The organism is Streptomyces sp. NPDC007164 (genome assembly GCF_040634135.1).
In the GTDB taxonomy this organism is placed as follows: domain Bacteria; phylum Actinomycetota; class Actinomycetes; order Streptomycetales; family Streptomycetaceae; genus Streptomyces; species Streptomyces sanglieri.
Genome location: NZ_JBEYFB010000002.1, coordinates 199,676 through 214,983, shown reverse-complemented (window position 1 = coordinate 214,983; position 15,308 = coordinate 199,676). Strand labels below are relative to the sequence as shown.

At 72.5% G+C, this 15,308-nt stretch carries 10 protein-coding genes; 5 read left to right on the top strand and 5 right to left on the bottom strand.

From position 1 onward, the window contains the following. Positions 1 to 567 precede the first annotated feature (567 nt). Together ABZ622_RS05480 and ABZ622_RS05475 are read right to left on the bottom strand one after the other, a co-directional pair. Entirely contained in the window at positions 568 to 1,038 is a 471-nt protein-coding gene (locus ABZ622_RS05480; protein WP_360540635.1) for a hotdog fold thioesterase, read from the bottom strand. An 80-nt stretch (positions 1,039 to 1,118) separates the two neighbouring features. Beyond that, positions 1,119 to 3,440 (bottom strand): FdhF/YdeP family oxidoreductase, encoded by a 2,322-nt coding sequence (locus ABZ622_RS05475; RefSeq protein ID WP_360540633.1) that lies wholly within the window; start codon positions 3,438 to 3,440, stop codon positions 1,119 to 1,121. Between the two features lie 158 nt (positions 3,441 to 3,598). Between ABZ622_RS05475 and polA the strand changes: the two genes are divergently transcribed. After that, entirely contained in the window at positions 3,599 to 6,310 is a 2,712-nt protein-coding gene (gene polA, locus ABZ622_RS05470) for a DNA polymerase I (RefSeq protein WP_360540631.1), read from the top strand. A 290-nt stretch (positions 6,311 to 6,600) separates the two neighbouring features. After that, on the top strand, positions 6,601 to 7,692 hold the full coding sequence (locus tag ABZ622_RS05465) for a hypothetical protein (RefSeq protein ID WP_360541017.1): 1,092 nt from the start codon (positions 6,601 to 6,603) through the stop codon (positions 7,690 to 7,692). Between the two features lie 32 nt (positions 7,693 to 7,724). Here ABZ622_RS05465 and ABZ622_RS05460 read toward each other — a convergent pair whose 3' ends face one another. Beyond that, the gene (locus tag ABZ622_RS05460; RefSeq protein ID WP_360540629.1) at positions 7,725 to 8,555 is read right to left on the bottom strand and encodes a DUF4184 family protein; all 831 of its coding nucleotides are present in this window, start codon (positions 8,553 to 8,555) and stop codon (positions 7,725 to 7,727) included. Between the two features lie 185 nt (positions 8,556 to 8,740). Here ABZ622_RS05460 and ABZ622_RS05455 point away from each other — a divergent pair, with 185 nt between their 5' ends. The 3 genes from ABZ622_RS05455 (at position 8,741) to ABZ622_RS05445 (ending at position 11,826) form a co-directional block, all read left to right on the top strand. Further along, positions 8,741 to 10,507, top strand: a complete 1,767-nt coding sequence (locus ABZ622_RS05455) for a lytic transglycosylase domain-containing protein (RefSeq protein ID WP_360540627.1) — start codon at positions 8,741 to 8,743, stop codon at positions 10,505 to 10,507. 141 nt (positions 10,508 to 10,648) lie between these two features. Then, a complete protein-coding gene (locus ABZ622_RS05450; RefSeq protein WP_266916575.1) occupies positions 10,649 to 10,786 on the top strand; it encodes an SPW_0924 family protein in 138 nt (45 codons plus the stop codon). A 56-nt stretch (positions 10,787 to 10,842) separates the two neighbouring features. Continuing rightward, complete coding sequence (locus ABZ622_RS05445) at positions 10,843 to 11,826, top strand: DUF3068 domain-containing protein (protein ID WP_360540624.1); 984 nt, start codon at positions 10,843 to 10,845, stop codon at positions 11,824 to 11,826. A 50-nt stretch (positions 11,827 to 11,876) separates the two neighbouring features. On the opposite strand, the gene hrpB is transcribed toward ABZ622_RS05445, so the two are convergent. Further along, a complete protein-coding gene (hrpB, locus tag ABZ622_RS05440; RefSeq protein ID WP_360540622.1) occupies positions 11,877 to 14,372 on the bottom strand; it encodes an ATP-dependent helicase HrpB in 2,496 nt (831 codons plus the stop codon). A gap of 47 nt (positions 14,373 to 14,419) precedes the next feature. Then, on the bottom strand, positions 14,420 to 15,250 hold the full coding sequence (locus ABZ622_RS05435; RefSeq protein ID WP_360540620.1) for a class I SAM-dependent methyltransferase: 831 nt from the start codon (positions 15,248 to 15,250) through the stop codon (positions 14,420 to 14,422). Between the last annotated feature and the right edge of the window lie 58 nt (positions 15,251 to 15,308).

The following is a 15,308-nucleotide window of genomic DNA, read 5'->3' as shown; positions in this document are numbered from 1 at the left end:
GGGTGGTACAGGGACGTGCTGCAGACGCGCCCGGCGGCGCGGTGACTGGCGGTGACTCTAGGCGTAGGTGTGGGGGTCCGGGATGACTCAGCCGCAGGATGTGACTGTCTTGTTATGCCGTTGAGGAAGGCTTGAGGTGGCTGTGCGGACATGTACGGCTTTTTACCGGAGCGTGAAGTGACCGCATTCTGAGAACACGCAGCTCTGCTAAGGGGCTTGAGCCGATCATGCTGCTGTCGCGCGAGGTGGGAGGGGGTGCGGCGCGGGTGGGCGCGGCGAGGTGCCCGGCGGCTTCGCGGCCGGGTCGGTGGGGTCGCGTGGGGGTGTCCGCGGACCGGGCGTCGGTTACTCAGTGTCACATCGGGGCTGATGTGATCGACGCGGTGTGGTGTGTGTGGGGTGCCGAGTTGGCCACACAACGTTGGTTCCGGTCAAGGGAGTTGGCGCGTTTGTTTGCCAACTCCCGTTCAGGAGTGGGTGGTTGTGGCGGGTATGGCGCTGCCCGGTCGGATTGTGTTCCGGCCGGGCAGTGGTGTCGCGGTGTGTTGTGCGGTGTGTTCCGGGCCGTCAGGCGGCGTCGGGCCGGGGGGCGTCGCGGAGCATGCAGGTGAGGCGTGCGGTGCAGACCCGCTTGTCCTGTTCGTCGGTGATGGCGATCTCGTAGGTGGCGGTGGAGCGGCCGCGGTGTACGGGGGTGGCGACGCCCGTGACGAGTCCGCTGCGCACACCGCGGTGGTGGGTGCAGTTCAGGTCGACACCGACGGCGAGCTTGGTGGCGCCGCCGTGGAGCATGGAGCCGATGGAGCCGAGGGTCTCGGCGAGCACGGCGGAGGCGCCGCCGTGCAGCAGTCCGTAGGGCTGGGTGTTGCCCTCGACGGGCATGGTGCCCACGACGCGCTCCGCGGAGGCCTCGACGACGGTGACGCCCATGCGTTCGCCGAGGTGGCCGGCGGAGAAGAGTGCGGGCAGGTCGACGCCGAGAGCGGCGTACTCGTCGATGATCTCCTGGGGGAACTTGGGTGCGGTGTGCTCGCCCATGGGTCCGGCTCCGATCGTCTGCGATGGTTCACTGCTTCGTTGCTGTGTGCATCGTTCTTATCAGACGACTGAGCGGACGCTTAGGGCCTGTCCGGTCCGGTGTGCGGCGCGGCCGTGTGTTCCGGTCGGGCGGTGGTGTTCTCGAAGCGGACGACGACGGACTTGCTGGCCGGGGTGTTGCTGGTGTCGGCGGTGGAGTCGAGGGGGACCAGCACATTGGTCTCCGGGTAGTAGGCGGCGGCGCAGCCCCGGGCGGTCGGGTAGTGCACGACGCGGAAACCGGGGGCGCGGCGCTCCACCCCGTCCTTCCATTCGCCGACGAGGTCGGTGTACGCCCCGTCGGCGAGGCCGAGGGTGCGGGCGTCGTCGGGGTTGACCAGGACGACTCGGCGGCCGCCCTTGATGCCGCGGTAGCGGTCGTCGAGGCCGTAGATGGTGGTGTTGTACTGGTCGTGGGAGCGCAGGGTCTGCAACAGCAGCCTGCCTTCGGGGAGTTCGGGGTACTCGACGGGGGCGGCGGTGAAGTTGGCCCGGCCGGTCGCGGTGGGGAACCGGCGCTCGTCGCGCGGGGCGTGCGGGAGGGTGAAGCCGCCGGGGTGCGCCACCCGGGCGTTGAAGTCCTCGAAGCCGGGGACGACGCGGGAGATGCGGTCGCGGATCGTGGCGTAGTCCTTCTCGAACTCTTCCCACGGGGTGTGCGACGCGGGGCCGAGCACGGCACGGGCGAGGCGGGCGACGATAGCGGGCTCGGAGAGCAGGTGGGGGCCGGCGGGGGTGAGGTTGCCGCGCGAGGCGTGGACCATGCTCATGGAGTCCTCGACGGTGACGAACTGCTTACCGCCGGCCTGGACGTCCTTGTCGGTGCGGCCCAGCGTCGGCAGGATCAGCGCGCGGGTGCCGGTCACGGCGTGCGAGCGGTTGAGCTTGGTGGAGACGTGGACGGTGAGGCGGGCGCGGCGCATCGCGGCCTCGGTGACGTCCGTGTCGGGGGTGGCCGAGACGAAGTTGCCGCCCATGGCGAAGAAGACCTTGGCGTCGCCGTCGCGCAGGGCGCGGATGGAGCGGACGACGTCGTAGCCGTGGTGGCGCGGTGAGGTGATCCCGAACTCCGCGTCGAGGGCGTCGAGGAAGGCGGGGGCGGGGCGCTCGAAGATGCCCATGGTGCGGTCGCCCTGCACGTTGGAGTGGCCCCGGACGGGGCAGACCCCGGCGCCGGGACGGCCGATGTTGCCGCGCAGCAGCAGGAAGTTGACGACCTCGCGGATGGTGGGCACGGAGTGCTTGTGCTGGGTGAGGCCCATGGCCCAGCAGACGATGGTGCGCTTCGAGGCGAGGACCATGGCCAGGGCTTCTTCGATGGTCCCGCGGTCGAGGCCGGTGGCGGCGAGGGTCTGTGCCCAGTCGGCCTCGCGGGCGGCGGCGGCGAACTCCTCGTAACCGTGGGTGTGCTCCTGCACGAAGGTCTCGTCGACGGCGCCGTCGGTCTCCAGGATCATCTTGTTGAGCAGCCGGAAGAGGGCCTGGTCGCCGCCGATCCGGATCTGCAGGAAGAGATCGTTGAGCGCGGCGCCCCTGATCATGCCGAGCGGGGTCTGCGGGTTCTTGAACCGCTCCAGGCCGGCCTCGGGGAGCGGGTTCACCGAAATGATCTTCGCTCCGGCCGCTTTGGCCTTCTCCAGGGCGGAGAGCATCCGGGGGTGGTTCGTGCCGGGGTTCTGTCCGGCGACGATGATCAGGTCGGCCCGGTGGAGGTCCTCCAGGGAGACGCTGCCCTTGCCGATGCCGATGGTCTCCGTCAGCGCGGAGCCGGAGGACTCGTGGCACATGTTGGAGCAGTCGGGGAGGTTGTTGGTGCCGAATTCGCGGGCGAACAGCTGGAGCAGGAACGCGGCCTCGTTGCTGGTGCGTCCCGAGGTGTAGAAGAGCGCCTCGTCGGGGGAGCCGAGCGCGCGCAGCTCCTCGGCGATGATGTCGAAGGCGCGCTCCCAGGTCACCGCCTCGTACCGCTCGGCGCCCTCGGGGAGGTACATCGGCTGGGTGATCCGGCCCTGCTGGCCCAGCCAGTACCCGCTGCGGGTGGCGAGGTCGGCGACCGGGTGCGCGGCGAAGAAGTCGGGGGTGACCCGGCGCAGCGTCGCCTCCTCGGCGACCGCCTTGGCGCCGTTCTCGCAGAATTCCGCGGTGTGCCGCTTGTCGCCCTCGGGCCAGGCGCAGCCGGGGCAGTCGAAGCCGTTCTTCTGGTTGACCTTGAGGAGGGTCTGCGCGGTGCGCCGCACGCCCATCTGCTGCTGGGCCATGAGCAGGCTGTGGGCGACGGCGGGCAGCCCGGCGGCGGCGTGCTGGGCTGGCTGGACCCGCGGCGCGTCCTGGACCGGGTCACCCGTGGGCGGTTTGGTGGCCATTGCGTGCTCCCCTTCGAGCCGGCGGCGGACCTGGGCGGTGTGCTGTGCGCATCGGTGCTGTCCGTGTTCTTCTTCCGATCCTGTCACGCGGCACGGACAGGGCGGGCTGCGAGCCGGGTCGGTCGGGAATGTCAGTGGTCCGTGGCAGGATCGGGGGCGTGGCTGAGACGGCATCGAAGAAGACGGCAGACAACCGACCGCGCCTGCTCCTGATGGACGGGCACTCCCTGGCGTACCGGGCGTTCTTTGCGCTGCCTGCGGAGAATTTCACGACAGGGTCGGGGCAGCCGACGAACGCGGTGTACGGCTTCGCGTCGATGCTCGCGAACACACTGCGTGACGAGGCGCCGACGCATTTCGCGGTGGCGTTCGACGTCTCCCGCAAGACCTGGCGCTCCCAGGAGTTCCCGGAGTACAAGGCGAACCGCTCGAAGACCCCGGACGAGTTCAAGGGGCAGGTCGAGCTGATCGGCGAGCTGCTGGACGCGATGCACGCGGACCGCTTCGCGGTCGACGGCTTCGAGGCGGACGACGTCATCGCCACGCTGGCCACGCAGGCCGAGGCGGCCGGCTTCGAAGTGCTGATCGTCACCGGTGACCGGGATTCCTTCCAGCTGATCACCGACAACATCACCGTGCTGTACCCGACGAAGGGTGTCTCGGAGCTGACCCGGTTCACCCCGGCGAAGGTCGAGGAGAAGTACGGGCTCACGCCGCAGCAGTACCCGGACTTCGCGGCGCTGCGCGGCGACCCGTCGGACAACCTCCCGGGTATCCCCGGTGTCGGTGAGAAGACCGCGGCGAAGTGGATCAACCAGTTCGGTTCGTTCGCCGAGCTGGTCGAGCGGGCCGAGGAGGTCAAGGGCAAGGCCGGGCAGAATTTCCGGGACCACCTGGACGCGGTGCGGCTCAACCGCAGGCTGACCGAGATGGTCCGCGACGTGGAGCTGCCGAAGACCCCCGGGGACCTGGAGCGCGCTCCGTACGACCGCACGGCGGTGACCGGCGTGCTGGACGTCCTGGAGATCCGCAACCCCAGCCTGCGCGAGCGGCTGCTGGCCGTCGACCCGGGCGCGGCCGAGGACGAGGCTCCGGCGCCGGCCGCGGGCATCGAGCTGGACGGTGCGGTGCTGGGCGCGGGCGAGCTCGCCCCGTGGCTCGCCGAGCACGGCGCGCAGCCGCTCGGTGTGGCCACCGTCGACACCTGGGCGCTGGGCAGCGGCGCGGTCACCGAGGTCGCGCTGGCCGCGGCGGACGGTGCGGCGGCCTGGTTCGACCCGGCCGCGGTCGACGAGGGCGACGAGCAGGCGTTCGCCGCGTGGATCGCCGACGCGGACCGGCCCAAGGTCATGCACAACGCGAAGAGCGCCATGCGGGTCTTCCCCGAGCACGGCTGGCAGGTCGAGGGCGTCACGATGGACACCGCGCTGGCCGCCTATCTGGTCAAGCCGGGCCGTCGTTCCTTCGCGCTGGACGCGCTGGCGGTGGAGTACCTGGGCCGCGAGCTGGCCCCCGCCGCGGCGTCCGACGGGCAGCTGGCCTTCGGCGCGGACGACCAGGCCGAGGCCGAGTCCCTGATGGCGCAGGCCCGCGCGGTCCTTGACCTGGGCGACGCGTTCACCACGCGGCTGGCGGAGGTCGGCGCGGCAGAGCTGCTGCACGGCATGGAGCTGCCGACGTCCGCGCTGCTGGCCCGTCTGGAGCGGCACGGCATCGCCGCCGACCGGGCCCATCTGGAAGGCATGGAGCAGCAGTTCGCCGGTGCGGTGCAGCAGGCGGTGAAGGAGGCGCACGCCGCGGTCGGCCGCGAGTTCAACCTCGGTTCGCCCAAGCAGCTCCAGGAAGTCCTCTTCGGTGAGCTGGGCCTGCCGAAGACGAAGAAGACGAAGACCGGGTACACCACGGACGCCGACGCCCTGGCCTGGCTCGCCGCGCAGACCGAGCACGAGCTGCCGGTGATCATGCTGCGCCACCGCGAGCAGGCCAAGCTGCGGGTCACGGTCGAGGGCCTGGTCAAGACGATCGCGGCGGACGGCCGGATCCACACCACGTTCAACCAGACCGTGGCGGCGACGGGCCGGCTCTCCTCCACCGACCCCAACCTGCAGAACATCCCGGTCCGTACGGACGAGGGCCGGGCCATCCGCCGCGGCTTCGTCGTCGGCGAGGGCTTCGAGACGCTGATGACCGCCGACTACAGCCAGATCGAGCTGCGGGTGATGGCACACCTCTCCGAGGACGAGGGCCTGATCGAGGCGTTCACCTCCGGCGAGGACCTGCACACCACGGTCGCCTCGCAGGTCTTCGGCGTCGACAAGCCGGCCGTCGACCCGGAGATGCGCCGCAAGATCAAGGCCATGAGCTACGGACTCGCGTACGGGCTCTCCGCGTTCGGCCTCTCCCAGCAGCTGAACATCGAGGCCGGCGAGGCGCGCGGCCTGATGGACACCTACTTCGAGCGGTTCGGCGGAGTGCGCGACTATCTGCACCGGGTGGTGGAGGAGGCGCGGGCCACCGGTTACACGGAGACGGCCTTCGGCCGCCGCCGCTACCTCCCCGACCTCAACAGCGACAACCGCCAGCGCCGCGAGATGGCCGAGCGGATGGCGCTCAACGCACCGATCCAGGGCACGGCCGCGGACATCGTCAAGGTGGCCATGCTCCAGGTCGACCGGGCGCTGACCGAGGCGGAGCTGAAGTCCCGGATGCTGCTCCAGGTCCATGACGAAATCGTGCTGGAGATCGCCGGGGGCGAGCGGGAGCGGGTCGAGGAGATCCTGCGCCACGAGATGTCCACGGCCGTGCAGTTGCGCGCCCCCCTGGACGTCTCGGTGGGCGTCGGCACGGACTGGGAGTCCGCGGCGCACTGACCTGCCGGAGGTGCCGGACGGGCCCGGGGCGCGCCGCCCCGGGCCCGTCCGCGTATCCGGGCCCCGGGTTCCGCCGCCGGATGCCGCGCCCGTGCCGGCGGACAGCGTGACGACCTGACGGCCACTCACGGCCCCGGCGGGCCGCCGACTTGCTCATGCGATCATACGGTCGGCTCTCGATGGACCGGTGCGCAGCCGACTGATCGGACGGTCGGCCGATGGGGCCACCGGACATCGAGCGGGAACGGGAGCGCGGCGTGGGCGGGGCTGGGGGGCAGGACGAGTCGTCCATGTCCGAAGAGGAGTGGGAGCGGTTCCTCCGCGAATCGGTGGCGGGTGTGCCCGGGGCTCCTGTGGAGCCGTCGGCGCGCGCCCGTGAGGTGGAGCGGCGGCTGGGGGAGAGCCCCGGGCAGCCGGGAGGATGGCGTACGTACGCTCCGGCCCGGCCCCGCCGCAGGACGGGCCGGTACGTGACCGGTCTGGTGGTGGTCGTGGCCCTGCTGGTCGTGACGCTCTTCCCGCAGCAGGTCATCGGCTGGTTCGGCGGCGACGACGGCGGGCAGGACGGGGCGCCGCAGGCCGCCGAGTCGGAGCGCCCGCGGGAGGCTCCCGGAGCCGAGCGGGATCTGCCCCCTACCGTCGCCGAGCCCTTCCGGGGTTCGCCCGCCGCCCGCTGGGCCGACGGAGCGGCCGGAATCACGGTGCCGCCGGCCGAGGCGACCGGCTGGATGGGCGCCGCCCAGGTCGGGCGGGCACTGCGCCGGAGCCGGGACTTCCTGGTGGCCGCGGGCCTCGACTCCCGGGTGCTGCGCGGTGAGCGGCCCACGAAGGCGATCGCGCTGCTGAACCCGCATCAGAAGGACGTCCAGGAGTATCTGCGTACCGCCCTGTCGTCGAAGGCGCCCAGCGGCAGGACCGACCCGCTGCTGCTGTTCAGCCGCTTCCGGCCGGAGCAGTCCCGGCCGGTCGGTGACGTGGTCAGGACCCGCGGCCGGCTCACGTACCGGGAGGGGAGAAAGGGGGCGGTCGAGGTGACGGCTGACGTCACCTTCGTGTACCCGGTCACCCCGGCGGGAGACGGCGGGCGGGACGCGGAGGTCATCCGTACGATCGTGCGGCGCCAGGTGGTGATGAGCTGGGACGACCCGGCCAGGATCATCACCGAACCGGGCACGATGTCCCTCGTCTCCTACGCGCTCGACATGACCAACGGCGGCTGCTCCGCCCCGACCGGCTACTTCGTGCCACCCTTCGGCACGGCCGGCGAGCAGCCCGCCGGCCGGGCCCGCCGGGTCGATCCGTACGACCGCAGCAAGCCGGTCGACACGGGCGACGGTACGACGGCCACGGGCGGCAACTGCGCGACCGCCATCCGCTCCTAGGGCGTCTCGTTCGGCTCGTGCCGGACCGGCCCTCAGGTCCGTCCGGCGGTCACGGGTGCGGCCGGGCGTGGCCGCCGCGCCCGCAGCCGCATCCACACCCCGTACAGCACCAGGCCCACCGCCAGCCCCGCCCCGGCGCCGAAGCAGGCGGTCGGGATGATGTCCAGCGGGGTGTCGATGTGCCCGAAGTACGCGTACCAGCGCGCGCACCGGTGGACGACGCCGAGCAGTGCGCAGACGCCCAGCAGCACCCCCGCCGCCCACCGCCCCCGCCCCTCCAGCACCGGCACCGACGGCGGGACCGGACGCGCCCCGGCGGCACGCAGCCCCGAAGCCGTGAACCGGGCGAGCACGGCCAGGGCCACCGCCGAACTGCCGTACTGCACCAGCTGGAACACCGGGAATCCGCCGACGCTCCCGTCGAGCACCGGCACCAGGCGCACACCCCAACGGTCGTGATGGGTGAAGGCGTCCCAGACGACATGCGTGGCGGCCCCGATCATCGCCGACACCACGAACCCGCCTGCCTCCCGGACACCCCGGGCCCCGCGCCGTCCGCGTACGAACGCGTGGACGCGCCCCTGCCAACCCGCCGGCAGCAGCGCCACCAGTGGTTCGCGCAGCAGCAGCCACAGCGCCACCACGGCCGCGGTGATCAGCACATCGACGGTGAACACGCCCCACACCGAGTGGGTGACCTGCCCGAACTCCATGGCGCCGGGGATCGCGGTGTCCGCGTAGTACGTCATGTCGGGGGCGAACGAACCCGCTACCAGGGCCGAGGCGAACAGCGGCCCACGCGCCGTCCCGTCCCGCCGCATCCCCGGCAGTACGGCGGCGGCATGACTGAGTGTGAACGGCATGGCGGCAAGTATGCGCGAGCCGTGTGAGCCCCCCTGACCACCGCCGTACAACTTGCCGTCGGCAACGTGAAAAACAGGTAAGAACCGGTCAGTGCGCAGTGACCCGGCGGCACAAGTTGCCGTAGGGTCGCCTGAGTCCTGTCGCTGGGGAGCGCGGACTGTCGTCGAAGGGGAGGGGCCAGAGTATGGCAGCGCAATTCGGTCGCCGGCTTCGCAAGGGGGCGACCACCACCGCTGTGGCCGCCGTCGCCGTGGCGGCGCTCTCCGCCTCGGGGGCCCCGGGCGCCACGCTGGTCACCGGGAGCGACGACCCGCAGGCCACCGGGTCGACACCTCCGCCAGACGACAGCGCGGCCACCGGCAACTCGCCGTACTACACGGACCTGCCGCCGCTGAACACCCCCGACAAGCCGGGCACCTCCACGAATCTGCCCGTCACCGGCAGCGCGGAATCCGGCATCCCGGCCTCGATCCTGGCCGCGTACAAGAAGGCCGAGCAGACCGTCGCCGGCAGCGACGCCGCCTGCCGGCTGCCCTGGCAACTGCTCGCCGCGATCGGCAAGGTCGAGTCCGGCCAGGCACGCGGCGGCCGGGTCGACGCGAACGGCACCACGTTCTCACCGATCCTCGGCCCGGTCCTGGACGGCCGGGGCTTCGCCATGATCAAGGACACCGACAACGGGGCGTACGACGGGGACTCGACCCACGACCGTGCCGTCGGCCCGATGCAGTTCATCCCGTCCACCTGGGCGACCTGGGGCCAGGACGGCAACGGCGACGGCCGCAAGGACCCCAACAACATCTACGACGCGGCGCTCGCGGCCGGCCGCTACCTCTGCGCCGGCTCCCGCGACCTGTCCCTCGCCGCGGACCTCGACCGGGCGGTCCTGAGCTACAACCACTCGGACGCCTATCTGCGTACCGTCCGCTCGTGGTTCGACTACTACAAGCGCGGCACCCACGAGATCCCCGACGGAACGGGCACCGTCCCGCCCGGCCTCGGCGGCGGTACGGACCGCGACCCCGGCAGCCCGAGCCCGTCGCCCTCGCCGTCCGGGCCCGGCAGGCCGACCCCCGGCCCCTCGAAGCCGGGCGACGGCGGACCGACCAGCCCCACCCCGGAGCCGACACCGCCCACCAAGCCGGCCGAGACCCTCGCGGGTGTGGAGAACGCGGGTACCGGCCCGCTGACGGCCACCGCGGGCGACGCCTTCGCCGAGCGGATCAAGGTCAGGGCCAGGAACAAGCTCGGCGGCCCGCTCGCCAGGGTGTCCGTGACCTTCACCGTCGTCGGTGACACCGACGCCGCCTTCGACGGCGGGAAGAAGACGGTCACCCTCCGGACCGGCGCCGACGGCACGGTCACCGCCCCGGTCCTGAAGGCGGGCGAGGAGGCCGGGAAGTTCATGGTGCAGGCCGTCGCCACCGGCCGCTCGCTGCCCGCCGTCGCCTACCGCGCGACCGTCACCGGCCGCCCGGCCGACGCGATCGCCAGGACCGACGAGAAGGCGCTGACCACGGAGGCCGGCACCGAGTTCGCCGACACCGTCGAGGTCAAGGCCACCTACAAGGGCGCGGTCGCGGCGGGTGTCGCCGTCACCGCCACCATGATCACCGACGACGAGAAGCCGGTCGAGAACGACAAGGGCCCCTACTTCAAGGACGAGGACGCAGACGGCAAGCCGGTCCGTACCCTCACGGACCTGAAGACCGGTGCCGACGGCACCCTGAAGCTGCCCAGGATCTACGCCGAGGGCACCGCGGGTACCTACAAGCTGCGCCTCACCACCGAGGGCGGCGCCACGGTCGTCATCGAGCTGAAGGTCGAGGCCGCCGGGGCCACCGGGACACCCGACCCCTCCGGGACACCCGATCCCTCCGCGACGCCCGGACCCTCCGGGACCCCCGAGCCGTCGAAGACGCCCGGGGCCTCCGGGACGCCCACCGCCTGACCCCGCTCCCTCACGTCGGAACAGCCCCTTTGCCACCACCCGGCAGAGGGGCTGTTCCACGTGTTCTCATCTCGCGCCCGCGTTGCTACGGTGCCCCAACCCTGACGACCCATCAGATCCATGCTCTCCGGGAGGACCGGCATGCGTGCTCTCGTCGCCGCCGCCATCGGGCTCGCCGCAGCCCTCGCGCTCGTCTTCACCATCACGGCGATCGGTGCCCCGCCCGGAGAGACCTCGCCCGAACCCCTGCTGACCACCGTCCCGGGCCCCAAGAACTAGTGCCCCGATCCGGCACTGACCACCGGAAGCAACCGAAGCCGAGGGAGGGCACCCACATGCGCCGCCGAGCCAGCCTCGTACTCCTGGCATTCGCCGTCTTCTTCGCCGCCATGTCGCCACTGATGCGCTGGTACGCCTTCCCCAGGCTGGCGAAGATCCCGCCCAGCCAGTACCAGGAGACGGTGCTGGAGGCGAAGCCCGCCACCCTCCTCGACTACAACGACAACATGAAGGTGAAGACGGTCCCCAAGGTCACCATCGTGCAGACCCTCAAGGGCAACGTCGAGGAGTCCGAGAAGATCGAACGAAGCGCCGGCCGCGACGTCGTCGTCTGGGACGCGCTTAGCTACGTCGCCGGGCCGGACGGCAAGATGGTCTCCGAGATCCCCGAGCGCTACATCTTCGACGCCCACAGCCAGGCCCCCGTCCACGCCACCGGCGAAATGGTCGACGGCGACCCGGTCAGGCGCGAGGGCATCGAGTTCAAGTGGCCCTTCCTCACCCAGAAGCGCGACTACGAGTACTTCGACGCCCAGGCCCGCACCAGCTCGCCCATCCACTACAAGGGCACCCGCACCTTCCACGGCATGGACGTCTACTACTTCGAGCAGACCATCCCGTGGACCAGGGTCCCGATGCCGAAGAAGATGCCGATCAAGGGCGTCACACCGGAACAGATCGCGAAGACGGGCATGACCCGCTGGTACACCACCAAGCGGATGTTCTGGGTGGACCCGGTCACCGGAGCGCCGGTCAACGGCGAGGAGCTCCACAAGGAGGAGCTGCGCAACGCCCGGAAGATGGGGATGCCGCAGGACACCATGACCGTGTTCGCCGGGCACGTGAAGATGCGCCCGGACTACGTCGAATCGATCGTCGACCTGGTCAAGTCCCAGCGCCTGCTGGTCCTGCTCCTCACCTCGTACCTGCCCTGGGGCTTCCTGGTCCTCGGCGCCGGACTGCTCGCCCTCGCCCTGTGGCTGGAGGCCCGCTCGCGCCGCCCGGACCCGGCACCCGACCCCGCCCCTGCTCCCGCTTGAGCCGCGCCCCGGAGGGCCCGGCGGCAGGCACCGCGGTGTCGCGGGGCTGCCTACCGCCGGGCCCTCTTGGTGAACCGGGTCGCCTCCACCGTCGTCGGATCCTCCGGCCACGGGTGCTTCGGATAGCGGCCGCGCAGCTCCGCCCGTACGGCCCGGTAGCCGTCCCGCCAGAACGACGCCAGATCGGCGGTGACGGCGGCGGGCCGGCCGGCCGGGGAGAGGAGATGGACCAGGACCGGCACCCCGGCCACCCTCGGGGTCTCCCGCAGACCGAACAGCTCCTGGAGCTTCACCGCGAGCACGGGCTGCGCCCCGCCGTACTCCATCCTGATCCGGGAACCGCTCGGCACCTCGATCCGCTCCGGCGCCAGCTCGTCCAGCCGCACCGCCTCGCCGGTCGCCCACGGCAGCAGCCGCCGCAGCGCCTGCCCCGCGTCGATCCGGGCCAGGTCGGAGCGCCGCCGGGCCCGTGACAGCTCGGGCTCCAGCCACTGCTCGGTACGTTCCAGCAACGCGCCCTGCGACACATCCGGCCAGGGCTCGCCCAGCTCACGGCGCAGGAACGCGAGCCGCTCCCGCAACTGCCCGCTCTCCCGCGTCCACCGCAGCAGCCCGAGACCTTCCCGTCGCAGGCCCTCGACCAGCGCCTCGCGCACCAGCCCGGTCGCCGGCTGCTTCAGCGGACGCACCGACAGCTCGACGGCCCCCAGCCGCTCCACCCGGCGGGCCACCACATCGCCACCGGCCCAGTGGACCTCCTCGCCCGCGAACCGCAGATGCCCGGCGGCCGCCCGCGCCGTGTCCTCGTCGATCACGGCTGCGAGCCGCACCCGCGCGGACGCCGAGTGCGCGGGCCGGTCGGCCACCGCGACCGCCAGCCACGGCGCACTGCGCAGCCCCGAACCGTCCCGAAGTTCCGCACCCGTCCCCGACACCATCAGGAACGCCCCCTCGCCCCGGGCCCGCGCCACCCGCTCCGGGAACGCCAGCGCGGCCACCAGGCCCACCGCCACGTCGTCCGGCCCGGAGCCCCGGCCCGCGTCCGCGACGAAGGAGGACAGCCGGCGCACCTCCTGCCGCCACCGCCCCGCGTACCCGTCGCCGCCCCGCCGCGCGGCGCGCAACGCGGCCGCCAGATCGTCCCCGTACTCCCGCGGCGGCTCCTCGCTCAGCAGCGCCACGACCTCGGCCGCCCGCCGGCCGCCCACCTCGGCGGCCCCGTCCAGCAGCGCCCGCGCCAGCCGCGGATGCAGGCCGAGACGGGACATCCGTACGCCCCGGTCGGTCACCCGCCCGTCCGTGTCCACCGCACCGACCGCCGTCAGCACCTCGCGCGCCGCACCCATCGCACCCGCGGGCGGCGGGTCGAGCAGCGCCAGCCCCGACGCGTCCGGATCGCCCCAGCACGCCGCCTGCAACGCGAACGCCGCCAGGTCCGCGACCTTGATCTCCGGGGACGGGAACCGGGCGAGCCGGCCGTCCTCCGCCTGCGCCCAGCACCGGTACACCGCCCCGGGCGCCTCACGCCCGGCCCGGCCCGCCCGCTGCCGCCCCGCCGCCTGCGAGGCCCGCACCGTCGTCAGCGCGCTCAGCCCCCGCGCGTGATCGGTACGCGGCTCCCTGGCCAGCCCCGAGTCGACCACGACCCGGACCCCGGGCACCGTGAGGGACGACTCCGCCACCGAGGTCGCCAGCACCACCCGCCGCCGCTCGCCGGACGACCCGGCCAGCACCGCGTCCTGCACCGCCGCCGGAGCCCGCCCGTGCACCTGGAGCACCTCGGCGGCCACCCCCGCCAGCTGCCCGGCCACCCGCCCGATCTCGCCGACACCCGGCAGAAAACACAACACGTCCCCGTCCCGCTCCGCGAGCGCCCGGCGCACCGTCGCGGCCACGTGCGTCAGCAGCGCCGGATCGACCCTCATCCCGTGCGGCGGCCGCACCGGAGCGGCGGGCGGCGCCCAGACCACCTCCACCGGATGCGAGACACCCTCCGCCTCGACCACCGGGGCATCGCCCAGCAGCCGCGCCCAGCCCTGCGCGTCCGTCGTCGCGGACGCGGCGACCAGCCGCAGATCGGGCCGGATCGCCTCCCGCACGTCGAGCAGGAACGCGGCGACCGTGTCCGCGTCCAGATGCCGCTCGTGGCACTCGTCGATGATCACCGCGTCGACCCCGGCCAGCTCCTGGTCGCGCTGCAGCCGCTGGAGCAGCACACCGGTGGTCACCACCTCCACCACCGTGTCGCGCCCCACCACCCGCTCCCCGCGGACCGTGAACCCCACCCGGCCGCCGGCCCGCTCCCCGATGAGCCACGCCATCCGCCGCGCCGCCGCCCGTGCCGCGATCCGCCGCGGCTCCGCGACCACCACCCGGCGTACCGGACCGCCGCCGGTCAGACCGGCCAGGACCAGCGGTACCAGGGTCGTCTTGCCGGTGCCCGGCGGGGCGCACAGCACTGCGGCACCGCGGTCGTCGAGCGCCCGCTCCAGGGCGGGCACAGCGGTGCGTACGGGCAACTGGTCCAGGGCGTCGGTACGGATCACGCCCCCAGTCTCGTACGATCCGCCCCTGCTCCCGTACCGGTACCGGATCAGTCCCGTTCGCAGACGAAGATCGCCGTGCCGGGAATCAGGTTTCCGCGCAGCGGGGACCAGCCGCCCCACTCCTGGCGGTTCCAGGCGGGCCACTCCGGTTCGACGAGGTCGACCAGCCGGAAGCCGCCGGCCACCACGTCCCGCACCCGGTCGCCCAGCGTCCGGTGGTGCTCGACGTACACGGCCTCGCCCCGCTCGTCCTGTTCGACATAGGGAGTGCGGTCGAAGTAGGAGGCCGCGACCGACAGGCCCTCCGGCCCCGGCTCGTCCGGGAACGCCCAGCGCACCGGATGCGTCACCGAGAAGACCCAGCGGCCCCCGGGGCGCAGCACCCGGCGCACCTCGCGGAACACCTGCACGGGGTCCGCGACGAACGGCACCGCCCCGTAGGCGGAGCACGCCAGGTCGAAGGAGCCGTCCCGGAACGGCAGCACCCCGGCGTCCGCCTCCACCAGCCGGACCGCCGGCCCGTCGCCGATCCGCAGCGCGTGCTGCAACTGCCGGTGCGAGAGGTCCAGCGCCACCGGCCGGGCCCCCTGCGCGGCGAGCCAGCGCGAGCACTGCGCGGCGCCCGCGCCGATCTCCAGGACGTCCAGGCCCCGCAGCGACCCGGCGGGACCCAGCAGACCGGCCTCCGCCTCGTCGAGCCCTTCCGGGCCCCAGACGAAGCGGTCGTCGCCGAGGAAGGCGCCGTGGTCGCTCTGGTACTCGTCGGCGTTCCGGTCCCACCAGCCGCGACTGGCCCGGCTGCTCTCGGCCTCCGACGCGTCGCGGCGGGTCGCCTCGGGTTCGGTCCCGGGTTCGGCCGGGTAGATCTCTTGGCTCATCGTGTCCGTCGTTGTAGTTTGCCTTCACCCCGCCGCACGCGGTACGTACCTGGGGGGT

Excerpts from the sequence above, each read along its gene's own strand:
- ABZ622_RS05480 (WP_360540635.1), bottom strand. The coding sequence starts at position 1,038 with ATGGGCGAGCACACCGCACCCAAGTTCCCCCAGGAGATCATCGACGAG.
- ABZ622_RS05475 (WP_360540633.1), bottom strand. The coding sequence starts at position 3,440 with ATGGCCACCAAACCGCCCACGGGTGACCCGGTCCAGGACGCGCCGCGG.
- ABZ622_RS05465 (WP_360541017.1), top strand. The coding sequence starts at position 6,601 with ATGTCCGAAGAGGAGTGGGAGCGGTTCCTCCGCGAATCGGTGGCGGGT.
- ABZ622_RS05460 (WP_360540629.1), bottom strand. The coding sequence starts at position 8,555 with ATGCCGTTCACACTCAGTCATGCCGCCGCCGTACTGCCGGGGATGCGG.
- ABZ622_RS05455 (WP_360540627.1), top strand. The coding sequence starts at position 8,741 with ATGGCAGCGCAATTCGGTCGCCGGCTTCGCAAGGGGGCGACCACCACC.
- ABZ622_RS05450 (WP_266916575.1), top strand. The coding sequence starts at position 10,649 with ATGCGTGCTCTCGTCGCCGCCGCCATCGGGCTCGCCGCAGCCCTCGCG.
- ABZ622_RS05445 (WP_360540624.1), top strand. The coding sequence starts at position 10,843 with ATGCGCCGCCGAGCCAGCCTCGTACTCCTGGCATTCGCCGTCTTCTTC.
- ABZ622_RS05435 (WP_360540620.1), bottom strand. The coding sequence starts at position 15,250 with ATGAGCCAAGAGATCTACCCGGCCGAACCCGGGACCGAACCCGAGGCG.